The 11,722-nt window shown below is 57.1% G+C and carries 8 protein-coding genes; 4 read left to right on the forward strand and 4 right to left on the reverse strand.

Annotated features, from left to right (window positions below; translation table 11 throughout):
- Nucleotides 1–4 precede the first annotated feature (4 nt).
- The 3 genes from ldtD to BBB56_RS18275 all read left to right on the forward strand — a co-directional run bounded on the left by ldtD (nt 5) and on the right by BBB56_RS18275 (nt 3,219).
- A complete protein-coding gene (ldtD, locus tag BBB56_RS18265) occupies nt 5–1,813 on the forward strand; it encodes a L,D-transpeptidase (RefSeq protein ID WP_123802366.1) in 1,809 nt (602 codons plus the stop codon).
- 188 nt (nt 1,814–2,001) lie between these two features.
- Nucleotides 2,002–2,550, forward strand: a complete 549-nt coding sequence (gene mepK / locus BBB56_RS18270; protein WP_123802367.1) for a peptidoglycan L,D-endopeptidase MepK — start codon at nt 2,002–2,004, stop codon at nt 2,548–2,550.
- A gap of 39 nt (nt 2,551–2,589) precedes the next feature.
- Nucleotides 2,590–3,219 carry an MBL fold metallo-hydrolase gene (locus tag BBB56_RS18275; protein ID WP_123802368.1) on the forward strand — a complete coding sequence of 210 codons (630 nt, stop codon included), beginning with the start codon at nt 2,590–2,592 and terminating at the stop codon, nt 3,217–3,219.
- A 43-nt stretch (nt 3,220–3,262) separates the two neighbouring features.
- Here the strand turns inward: BBB56_RS18275 and BBB56_RS18280 are convergent, their stop codons facing one another.
- From BBB56_RS18280 to pncB, 4 genes are all read right to left on the reverse strand, one after another.
- Entirely contained in the window at nt 3,263–4,453 is a 1,191-nt protein-coding gene (locus tag BBB56_RS18280; protein WP_123802369.1) for an amino acid aminotransferase, read from the reverse strand.
- A 206-nt stretch (nt 4,454–4,659) separates the two neighbouring features.
- Nucleotides 4,660–5,766 (reverse strand): porin OmpF, encoded by a 1,107-nt coding sequence (gene ompF, locus BBB56_RS18285; protein ID WP_305036977.1) that lies wholly within the window; start codon nt 5,764–5,766, stop codon nt 4,660–4,662.
- Between the two features lie 301 nt (nt 5,767–6,067).
- Complete coding sequence (gene asnS, locus BBB56_RS18295) at nt 6,068–7,468, reverse strand: asparagine--tRNA ligase (protein WP_123802371.1); 1,401 nt, start codon at nt 7,466–7,468, stop codon at nt 6,068–6,070.
- 159 nt (nt 7,469–7,627) lie between these two features.
- Nucleotides 7,628–8,848 carry a nicotinate phosphoribosyltransferase gene (gene pncB, locus BBB56_RS18300; RefSeq protein ID WP_123802372.1) on the reverse strand — a complete coding sequence of 407 codons (1,221 nt, stop codon included), beginning with the start codon at nt 8,846–8,848 and terminating at the stop codon, nt 7,628–7,630.
- Nucleotides 8,849–9,074: 226 nt separating this feature from the next.
- Between pncB and pepN the strand changes: the two genes are divergently transcribed.
- Nucleotides 9,075–11,690 carry an aminopeptidase N gene (gene pepN / locus BBB56_RS18305; RefSeq protein WP_123802373.1) on the forward strand — a complete coding sequence of 872 codons (2,616 nt, stop codon included), beginning with the start codon at nt 9,075–9,077 and terminating at the stop codon, nt 11,688–11,690.
- Nucleotides 11,691–11,722: the final 32 nt, after the last annotated feature.

Below are 11,722 nucleotides of genomic sequence, written 5' to 3' on the forward strand. Positions count from 1 at the left end.
AGGGATGTTGCTGGCCAGTAAAACAAAAAAACAGGTTCTTTCAACACTGGCGCTTGCGCTGGCGTTAACGCCGTTTCAGCTTACACAGGCGGCGGTTATTGCAGCCTTGCCTGGCACTACACATGCAGCGATTTCCGTGAGCGACAGTCAGCAGCGCATACTCCAGGCTTTTGCCGGTAAAGCGCCGCCTTTTTATCTGGCTTCGCTGGCTTCACTTTACGCGTCGCATAATATGCAGCCGATGTGGCAGGACCGCGCGGCGGTGCAGCAGTTTCAGCAGCAGCTGGCGGAAGTGGCGATGTCAGGCGTACAGCCGCAGTTCACCCGCTGGGTTGACCGCCTGACCGATCCGGCCATTAGCGGCTTTGCGCGGGACGTGGTGCTCAGCGACGCCATGCTGGGCTATCTGCAATTCGTCTCCAGCGTGCCGACTCAGGGTGAAAGCTGGCTGTATAGCAATGTGCCTTACAAGCTTACGCTGCCATCGGTGGCGGTGATCAATCAGTGGCAAAACGCGGTGCTGGCGGGCGCTACCGCGACCTTTGTCTCGTCGCTGGTGCCGCAGCATCCGCAATACGCGCCGATGCACGCCGCCCTTAAACAGCTGCTGACGGACTCCCGTCCGTGGCCCCAGTTGAAAAACAGCGAAACGCTGCGGCCTGGCCAGGTGAGCGACGACGTGCCTGCGCTGCGGGAAATTTTGCAGCGCACCGGCATGCTGACCGCTCAGACAGCGGCGCCGACCCCTGCGGACGATGCGGTGCCGACCGCTCGCGTGCCGGTCAGCCAGAGCGCGCAGCCTGCCGCGGTGAGTCCCTCCGCCGCCAGCGTCGGCGACCTTGCCGCGCAGACGCCGGAGGCGGCAGGCAACGTCCAGAGCAGCACAGCCGAGGCCGGTAGCGACAATGTCTATGACGCCGCGCTGGTGGAGGCGGTTAAGCGCTTCCAGCAGTGGCAAGGATTAGGCAGCGATGGCGCCATTGGACCGCGCACCCGCGAGTGGCTTAACGTTACGCCGCAGCTGCGCGCCGCGCTGCTGGCGCTGAATATTCAGCGTTTGCGCCTGCTGCCGGACGATATGCATAACGGCATCATGGTCAATATTCCTAACTTTTCGCTGACCTACTACAACAACGGCAACAAGATCCTCTCGTCGCGCGTCATCGTGGGACGGCCCGATCGTAAAACGCCGTTAATGCGCAGCGCGCTGAATAATGTCGTGCTGAATCCGCCGTGGAACGTGCCGACTACGCTGGTACGTCAGGACATTATTCCTAAGGTGAAGCAGGACCCGAATTATCTTTACAAGCACGGCTATACGCTGCTTTCCGGCTGGAGCGCAGACGCGGAAGTGATCGATCCCAGCATGATTGACTGGAGCATGGTGTCGGCGTCATCTTTCCCCTACCGCCTGCGTCAGGCGCCGGGCAACAGCAATTCGCTGGGACGATACAAATTCAATATGCCCAGCTCAGATGCGATCTATCTGCATGACACGCCCAACCACGCCCTGTTCCAGCGCGATATTCGCGCGCTCAGTTCTGGCTGCGTGCGCGTCAACAAAGCCTCTGAGCTGGCGGGGCTGCTGTTGCAGGATGCAGGATGGAATGACTCACGCATTTCAGACCAGCTGAAACAGGGAGACACGCGCTATGTGCCGATCCGCCATCGCATCCCGGTGAATTTGTACTATCTGACCGCGTGGGTCGCCGATGACGGCAAGCCGCAGTTCCGAACAGATATTTACAATTATGATAATCCGGCGCGTTCGGGCAGCCAGGTGCTGACGCGAGCGGGGCAGCTGCTGCTCTAATCCTTGATTTTCAAACGCTGTTATCTCTCCGCTTCTCCGTATCATTCACTTCAGCGCGGCGATCCCTGTGGGGGTCGCCGCGCAAACTTGTTTATGGCTGGTTGACGCGACTCAGCCAGACGGTTATGGTTCGGCCTTGTGCGGTTTTTGCACATTTCGTTGGCTTTAATCTCAGGTAACCGTTTTTCATGTCCAGTTTTAATTTAACACGTCGCAAATTGCTTATTGGCGGAACGGCTGCGGCCGGTATGGCGCTGCTGCCTGACGCAGCTCTGGCTTCGCTTTCAACATCACGTCCTCGCGTGCTGACGCTGAGCAATCTTCATACCGGTGAAACCCTGAAAACGGAGTTTTTTAATGGGAAAAGCTACGATAAGAGCGAGCTGGCTCGTCTGAACCACTTTTTCCGCGATTATCGTGCCAACCTCACAAAAAGTATCGATCCTCATCTGTTCGATCAGATTTACCGCCTTCAGGCCCTGCTGGAAACCCGCAAGCCCATTCAGCTGGTATCAGGCTATCGCTCGCTCGCGACCAATAACATGCTGCGCGAAAGCGGCCCGGGCGTGGCGAAGCACAGCTACCACACCAAAGGGCAGGCAATGGATTTTCATATTGAAGGTATTGCGCTGAATAACATCCGCAAAGCGGCCTTAACAATGCGCGCGGGTGGTGTAGGATATTATCCTCGCAGCAACTTCGTTCATATTGATACCGGGCCGGTCAGGCACTGGTAGCGACGCCGGCAACGCTGCGTGCGCCGGTCATGGAGCGTTATGAACTACCACATTATTCCTGTTACTGCTTTCGCGCAGAACTGTTCAGTTATCTGGTGTGAGGCGACACGTGACGCCGCTCTGGTCGATCCGGGCGGCGATGCGGCAACTATTATCGAGACGCTCCGGCAGCTCGCCCTTACGCCCACGCAGATTTTACTGACGCACGGCCACCTGGATCATGTGGGCGCGGCGGCCGAGCTGGCTGCGCATTTTCAGGTGCCGGTTGTCGGGCCGCAAAAGCAGGACGCCTTCTGGCTGGAGGCGCTGCCCACGCAGAGCCGAATGTTTGGTCTGGCGGAGTGCGCGCCGCTGACGCCGGATCGCTGGCTGGAAGAGGGCGACAGCGTGCAGGTCGGAGAGATTACGCTTGAGATTCTGCATACCCCAGGCCACACGCCTGGCCATATCGTCTTTTTTGATCGCGCGGGACGGTTGCTGATTTCCGGCGACGTGATTTTTCAGGGCGGCGTAGGACGTACTGATTTCCCGCAGGGCAGCCATCAGGATTTAATCGCGTCCATTAAAGAGAAGCTGTTGCCGCTGGGCGATGATGTGACCTTTGTTCCCGGCCACGGCGGTATCTCGACGCTGGGGCGCGAGCGCATCAGCAATCCTTTTCTGCAATAAAAAAAATGGGCCGCTGAGGCCCATTTTTTATGATGCGATCTGCTTACAGCACCGCAACAATCGCTTCGCACAGCGCCGACATATTGTCCGGCGTCATGCCCGCCACGTTGACGCGGCCTGAATTTACCGCATAAACACCAAACTCCTCACGCAGGCGAATAACCTGATCTTTAGTCAGCCCGCTAAAGGAGAACATGCCGTTTTGACGGATGATAAAGCTAAAATCCCTTGTCGCGCCTTTTTCTGCCAGCGTGTTCACAAACAGCTGGCGCATGCGCTGGATGCGCTGACGCATATCAGTCAGCTCCTGCTCCCAGATAATGCGCAGCGCGCTATTGCTGAGAATCGTCGCCACAACGGCCGCGCCGTGAGCAGGCGGGTTAGAGTAGTTAGCGCGGATGGTATACTTCACCTGGCTAAAGGCGGTGTCTGCGGTGGCAGCATCGGCGGCAACCAGCGTAATCGCGCCTACGCGCTCGTTGTACAGGCCGAAGTTTTTCGAGTAGGAGCTGGCGACAATCAGTTCCTGATGTAAGGCGGCGAAAACGCGCAGGCCTTCCGCATCCTCATCTAAACCGCGAGCAAAGCCCTGATAGGCGAAGTCGAACAGCGGCAGCCACCCTTTAGCCTGAGAGAGCTGAGCCAGTTGCTTCCACTGCTCTGCGGTGGGGTCGATGCCGGTCGGGTTATGACAGCAGCCGTGGAACAGCACCACGTCGCCTGCTTTGGCTTCCTGCAAGGCTGCCAGCATACCGTCGAAGTCGAGGGTGTGGTTTTCCGCGTCATAGTAGGCGTATTCACACACTTCCAGGCCCGCAGCGTTAAAGACGTTCTGATGATTTGGCCAGCTGGGATTGCTGACCCAGACGCGCTTAACGCTGGTCTGGGTAGCGAGGAAGTCAGCGGCGACGCGCAGCGCGCCGGTTCCGCCAGGAGTCTGCGCAGTGCGCGCGCGACCTGCGGCAATAAGCGGGTTCTCTGCGCCAAACAGCAATGCCTGCGTGCAGCGGGCAAAATCGGCCAGGCCATCAATGCTGAGGTAGTTTTTCGTGGTTTCATTTTCCAGCAGAAACTGCTCGGCTTTTTTAACGCTGGTCAGCACTGGCGTATTGCCGGTTTCATCTTTATAGACGCCGATACCGAGGTTAATTTTGTGCGGACGATCGTCAGCACGAAACAGATCGGCCAGTCCGAGAATAGGATCGGCGGGTGCCGCAGAGATTGATTCAAACATGAGTCGTGTCCAGTAGCGTGAACTTTAACGAAATGAGCCTTCAGGTTAACGTCAGCGCCGCTCAATGCCAACCGTTTACGTAAAAAAACGTCTCGGCACACGAGCATGAGGCCTGTTACGGCGCCGCGAGAGAAACAGGGTGGGACGGCTATTTTCAGGCAAAAAAAAAACGGAGCCGAGGCTCCGTTTTTTCTGCGACAGGTAACTTAGAACTGGTAAACCAGGCCTACAGCTACGGTGTCGTCGGTGTTCAGACCCAGCGCGTTGTTGTCGTCCAGCTGGTTGATCTGGTAGTCAACATAGGTCGACATGTTTTTGTTGAAGTAGTAGGTTGCGCCCACGTCGATGTATTTAACCAGGTCAGCATCGCCCACGCCGTCGATGTCTTTGCCTTTAGACTGAACATAGGCGATAGACGGACGCAGACCGAAGTCGAACTGATACTGTGCAACCAGCTCGATGTTCTGAGCTTTGTTAGCGAAAGCAGTGGTAGTGACGCCCGGAGCGGTGGTCAGATCGAACGGCGTAGAGTTGCGGGTCTCGCCATACATTGCTGCCAGGTAGACATTGTTCGCGTCATATTTCAGCGCGGTTGCCCAGTTTTCAGCGCGTTTGCCCTGGCCAACGATAGTACCGTCAGCAGCCGCAACGCCAGCAGCCTGTGCATCAGTACGATCGCTGCTGCTATAGGCGCCTACGATACCCACGCCGATCGGCGAGGTGTAAGAGGTTGACAGGCCCCAGCCGTCGCCGTTTGAGCGACGAATTTCGTCACGATCGTTTTTGCCCTGATACTGAACCGCGAAGTCCCAGCCATCAACCAGGCCGAAGAAGTTTTTGTTGCGGTAGGTCAGCAGACCGGTGCTACGACCGTTCATGAAGTTGTCTGAGTAGCCAGAGTCGCCGCCGAATTCTGGCAGCATATCGGTCCAGCCGATTGCGTCGTATACAACGCCGTAGTTACGACCGTAGTCGATTGAACCCGCGTCGCCGAATTTCAGACCGGCAAAGCCCAGACGGGTTTTGTTGCCGTCTTGCGCGTCAGAGCCTTCAGAGTTGTTAGCCTGAATGTTGTATTCCCACTGGCCGTAACCGGTCAGCTGGTCGTTAATCTGAGTTTCACCCTTGAAGCCGAAACGCACGTAAGTTCTGTCGCCGTCGTTGCCGTCGCTATCAGAGAAATAGTGCAGACCGTCAACTTTACCGTACAGATCCAGTTTATTGCCGTCTTTGTTATAAATTTCCGCCGCGTTGGCCGCACCTGCTGCTAACAGAGCAGGGATAACCACTGCAAGAATGTTGCGCTTCATCATTATTTATTACCCTCATTGGAGTTTATTCGGACACCTGCCACTGCCGTCAGAAAACCGTTACGGAACCCTGAGAGAAGTTTGGTGTCTTCCTGTGTCTGCACGCATCTTTCCATCCCGAAGCGGGATATTCCACCCTGAAAATGCTACTAAACTCGTAATCTGGTTTCAAAAAGCAAAAATGTGTTTCTGGATGTAAATTATCGGGAACTTTGTGAGAGAACTCTAACTTTACAAAAATAAAAAAAGGCCGGCTGTGCCGACCTTGTTATATATATGAATTTCTTATAATTAATGTGAAATTTTAGAAATTGGCGTTACGCGGCGTGCGTGGGAAAGGGATCACGTCTCTTACATTTTGTACGCCGGTGACATAGGCGATCAAACGTTCAAAGCCCAGACCGAAGCCAGAATGCGGAACGGTGCCGTAACGACGCAGATCGCGATACCACCAGTAATCTTCTTTCTTCAGCCCCATCTCTTCCAGACGCGCGTCCAGCACGTCGAGACGCTCTTCGCGCTGTGAGCCGCCGATGATCTCGCCGATACCCGGCGCAAGCACGTCCATCGCCGCCACGGTTTTGTTATCTTCGTTCAGGCGCATATAGAACGCTTTAATGTCTTTCGGGTAGTTCTTCACCACCACCGGCGCTTTAAAATGCTGCTCGGCCAGATAGCGCTCGTGCTCCGAAGAGAGATCGATACCCCAGGATACCGGGTTTTCAAAGGTCTGCCCGCACTTTTCCAGGATGGAAATAGCGTCGGTGTAGTCAACCTGAGCGAAATCGGTAGAGACAAAGCGCTCAAGGCGATTAACCGCGTCTTTATCTACGCGCTCGGCAAAGAACGCCATATCGTCTGCACGCTCTTCCAGCACCGCCTTGAACACGTATTTCAGCATGGCTTCGGCCAGCGCCGCCGCATCATCCAGCGTGGCGAAGGCGATCTCCGGCTCCAGCATCCAGAACTCCGCCAGATGGCGGCTGGTGTTGGAGTTTTCCGCGCGGAAGGTCGGGCCGAAGGTGTAGATTTTCGACAGCGCGCAGGCGTAGGTTTCGCCATTGAGCTGACCAGACACCGTCAGGAACGCCTCTTTGCCAAAGAAATCTTCGTTGAAGTCCACGGCGCCCTGCGGCGTGCGCGGCAGGTTTTCCAGGTCCAGCGTGGAAACGCGGAACATTTCTCCGGCGCCTTCGGTATCCGACGCGGTGATCAGCGGGGTAGAAACCCAGAAATAGCCATTTTCGTGGAAGAAGCGATGCAGCGCCTGCGCCAGGGTATGGCGCACGCGCGCGACGGCGCCGATCAGGTTAGTGCGCGGACGCAGATGCGCCACTTCACGCAGATACTCAATGCTGTGGCGCTTCGCCGCCATCGGGTAGGTATCGGGATCGTCCACCCAGCCCGTCACCTCAACGCGGGTCGCCTGAATTTCAAACGCCTGGCCCTGGCCCGGCGAAGCCACGACGGTGCCGGTGATAATCACGGAACAGCCGGTGGTCAGGTGCAGCACCTCGTCCTGATAATTACTCAGAGAATTATTCACGACAGCCTGAACGGGATTAAAGCAGGAACCGTCATAAACGGCGACGAAGGAAAGACCGGCTTTTGAATCTCTTCGGGTACGCACCCAACCACGTACGGTGACTTCACTGTCAACCGCGACGCGACCGTGCAGTACATCCGCTACAGGCACTACGCTCATAAATATCTCTCTATATAGAAGAAGTGAGTTTATACAGTTCCCCCAACCCGGGGTTTTGCTATGTTACTTGCGAGTCGCAAGGAAACAAGCAAAATCAGGCGGCAGGCAAGATTAATTACACCAGAAGCGGGGCGCGGCAACGCCCCGATAAAGCGTGCCTTAGCTGGCTTTTTTCACCAGTGGCAGGTCGAAGGCTTTGCGCAACGCGCGAACGAAGGCGGGATCCCGGCAGATCGTCTTGCCCGGACTGTCGGAAAGTTTCGCGACGGGCTTGCCGTTGCACTCCATCAGTTTGATCACGATATTCAGCGGCGTGACGCCGGGAATATCGCAGGTCAGACGGGTGCCAATGCCGAAAACAACCTGGGTGCGCTGACCAAAATAGCGATAGAGCGCCAGCGCCTTATCGAGATCCAGATTATCGGAGAACACCAGCGTTTTGCTCAGCGGATCGATGCCGAGTGTTTCATAGTGGGCCAGCGCTTTTTCGCCCCATTCGATCGGGTCGCCTGAATCATGGCGCAGCCCCTGATAGCGGCTGGCGAAATTCACGCCGAAGTCGCGCAAAAACGCATCCATCGCGATGCAGTCTGTTAGCGCGATGCCCAGCTGATTGTCGTACTCATCCAGCCAGGCCTGTAGCGCCGCGCGCTGGCTGTTGGCCAGCACCGGGCTAATCTGCTGAAAGGCCTGAAACCACTCATGCGCCTGAGTTCCCACCGGCGTCAGCTCCAGGCGGCGCGCCAGGTCGTAATTACTGGTGCCGATAAGCCAGGGGAAATCCTGCTTCAGCGTGGCGACGATGGCGCGCTGCACATCATGTGAGAAGCGGCGGCGCGTGCCAAAGTCCATCAGGCGGAAGCGCGACATATCGGTGTCGGCAACCGCAGCGCGAAAGGCGCCCAGCTTCTGCTGAAGGTGATCCACCGCCTGTTGCGCGCCGACCAACGGCGAGCGATGGCGATGCACCACTTCGCTGATCAGCGCCAGCAGCGGCACCTCCCACAGGATCACCTCTCGCCAGGGACCATCGATGCGAATATCAAGGTGGCCGTTATGGTTGCGCACCTGTACCTGCGCCGGGTTATAGCGAAAGTCGCGCAGCCAGTTGAGGTAATCGGCGTGGAAGAAGGGCAGGCTGGACAGATACGTATATTCGTCATCGGTCAGCGCAAGCGTCTGCATGGCATTGATGGCCTCGCGAATCTCATTCGCGTAGAGACCGAGCAGATCGTCGCCGCGGCAACGAAACTCAGCCGCCACCGTGACATCATAATAACGGTGGAAAACGGCTTGCTGCATATGAAGCTTGTAGGCGTCAGTATCCAGCAGGGAAGTCAGTATCGGGGAAGCATGTCCTGTCATGGTGCGTTTCAGCATCCTGTTCGGCGGCGCAGAGCCCGGTGTGTGAAAGTCATAAAGACGCAGGAGTATAAATCAGTAACTGCGGCTGATCACAGCATATTTCAAGCCCGCAGGTCGAGGGTAAAACGTGCCCTTGTTAATGAATTGTAGCTATTTATGCCGCAGCGTGCATTGTGCATGGCAAGCTACAGACAACACGCTTAGACTTTGGCGGTAAACCTATAACAATGCGAGACGGAATATGACGCAACAGCCCCAAATCAAATATCGCCACGACTATCGTGCGCCGGATTACACCATCACCGACATCGATCTCACCTTTGCGCTCGACGCCGCCGCCACGCGCGTAACGGCGGTTAGCCAGGTGAAACGGCTCGGCGATGCGCAGGCCGAACTGCGTCTCGATGGTGAAGCGTTGACCCTGATCGCCCTTGAAGTCGATGGCGCGCCCTGGACCGCGTATCGCGAAGAAGAAGGCGCGCTGATCCTCAGCCAGCTGCCCGCGCAGTTCACCCTGAAGATTGTGAACGACATCCATCCCGATAAAAATACCGCGCTGGAAGGGCTGTATCAGTCCGGCGAAGCGCTCTGCACCCAGTGCGAAGCCGAAGGGTTCCGTCATATTACCTGGTATCTGGATCGCCCTGACGTGCTGGCGCGCTTTACCACCACCATTATTGCCGATGAGGCGCGCTATCCCTTTCTGCTCTCTAACGGAAACCGCATCGACGGCGGCAAAGCCGAGCAGGGCAAACACTGGGTCAAATGGCAGGATCCCTTCCCGAAACCCTGCTACCTGTTTGCGCTGGTGGCGGGCGACTTCGACGTGCTGCGCGATAGCTTCAGAACGCGATCCGGCCGCGACGTGGCGCTGGAGATCTTTGTCGATCGCGGCAATCTGGATCGCGCCGACTGGGCCATGACCTCGCTGAAGAACAGCATGAAGTGGGATGAGGAGCGCTTTGGCCTGGAGTATGACCTCGACATCTTTATGATCGTCGCCGTTGATTTCTTCAATATGGGCGCGATGGAGAATAAAGGCCTGAACGTCTTTAACTCAAAATATGTGCTGGCGAAGGCGGAAACCGCGACCGATAAAGATTATCTCGGCATCGAGGCGGTAATTGGCCATGAATATTTTCATAACTGGACCGGCAACCGCGTGACCTGCCGCGACTGGTTCCAGCTTAGCCTGAAAGAGGGGCTGACGGTGTTCCGCGACCAGGAGTTCAGTTCCGATCTGGGGTCGCGCGCGGTAAACCGCATTGATAACGTACGCGTCATGCGCGGCGCGCAGTTCGCCGAAGACGCCAGCCCGATGGCGCACCCGATCCGCCCGGATCAGGTCATGGAGATGAACAACTTCTATACCCTGACCGTATACGAAAAGGGTTCGGAAGTGATCCGCATGATGCACACCCTGCTTGGCGAAGAGAACTTCCAGAAAGGCATGCAGCTCTATTTTGAGCGTCATGACGGCAGCGCCGCCACCTGCGACGATTTTGTGCAGGCGATGGAAGATGCGTCCAGTGTCGATCTGTCGCAGTTCCGCCGCTGGTACAGCCAGAGCGGCACGCCGGTACTGACGGTGCGCGACGACTATAACCCCGAGCTGGAGCAATATACGCTGCACGTGACGCAGCACACGCCGCCGACGCCGGATCAGAAAGAGAAGCTGCCGCTGCATATTCCGCTCGACATTGAACTTTATGACAATGAAGGCCAGGTGATCCCGTTGCAGCATAACGGTCATCCGGTGCATCACGTTCTGAACGTGACGGAAGAGTTCCAGACCTTTATTTTCGATAACGTCTACTTCCAGCCGGTGCCGTCGCTGCTGCGTGAGTTTTCGGCGCCCGTGAAGCTGGATTACAAGTGGAGCGATGCGCAGCTGACCTTCCTGATGCGCCATGCGCGCAACGATTTCGCCCGCTGGGACGCCGCGCAGAGCCTACTGGCGACCTATATTCGCCTTAACGTGGCGCGCCATCAGCAGGGGCAGCCGCTGTCGCTGCCGCTGCATGTCGCCGACGCCTTCCGCGCCGTGCTGCTGGACGAAGGCCGCGATCCGGCGCTGACCGCGCTGATCCTCACGCTGCCGGGAGAGAACGAGATCGCCGAACTGTTTGAGGTGATCGATCCGCAGGCGATCGCTACGGTGCGCGAAGCGCTGGTGCGTACGCTGGCGGCCGAACTGGCCGATGAGTTCTATGCGGTGTTTAACGCCACTCAGCAGCAGGAATACCGCATTGAGCATGATGCCATGGGACAGCGCGCGCTGAAAAATGTGTGCCTGTACTACCTGGCGTTTGGCGAGGCTGAGCTGGCCGACAGGCTGGTGCAGACGCAGTATCACCAGGCCAACAATATGACGGACTCGCTGGCGGCGCTGGCGGCGTCGGTTGCGGCGCAGCTGCCGTGCCGCGACGCGCTGCTGGCCCATTACGATCAGCGCTGGCACCAGGATGGTCTGGTGATGGATAAGTGGTTTATGTTGCAGGCCACCAGCCCGTCGCTGGATGTATTGCAGAAGGTGCGAGAGCTGCTGCATCACCGTTCGTTCACCATGAGTAACCCCAACCGCATTCGCGCGCTGATTGGCGCTTTTGTCTCCGGCAATCCTTCGGCGTTCCACGCGAAAGACGGCAGCGGCTATCAGTTCCTGGTGGAGATGCTGACCGATCTCAACACCCGCAACCCGCAGGTCGCGGCGCGGATGATTGAGCCGCTGATCCGCCTGAAGCGCTACGACGCCGGACGTCAGGCGCTGATGCGTCAGGCGCTGGAGAAGTTGCAGGGACTGGATAAGCTTTCAGGCGATCTCTATGAGAAGATCACCCGCGCGCTGAACGCATAAACAATAAAGGCGGGTTAATCCCGCCTTTAATG

It is taken from the genome of Candidatus Pantoea deserta, assembly GCF_003813865.1.
GTDB lineage: Bacteria > Pseudomonadota > Gammaproteobacteria > Enterobacterales > Enterobacteriaceae > Pantoea > Pantoea deserta.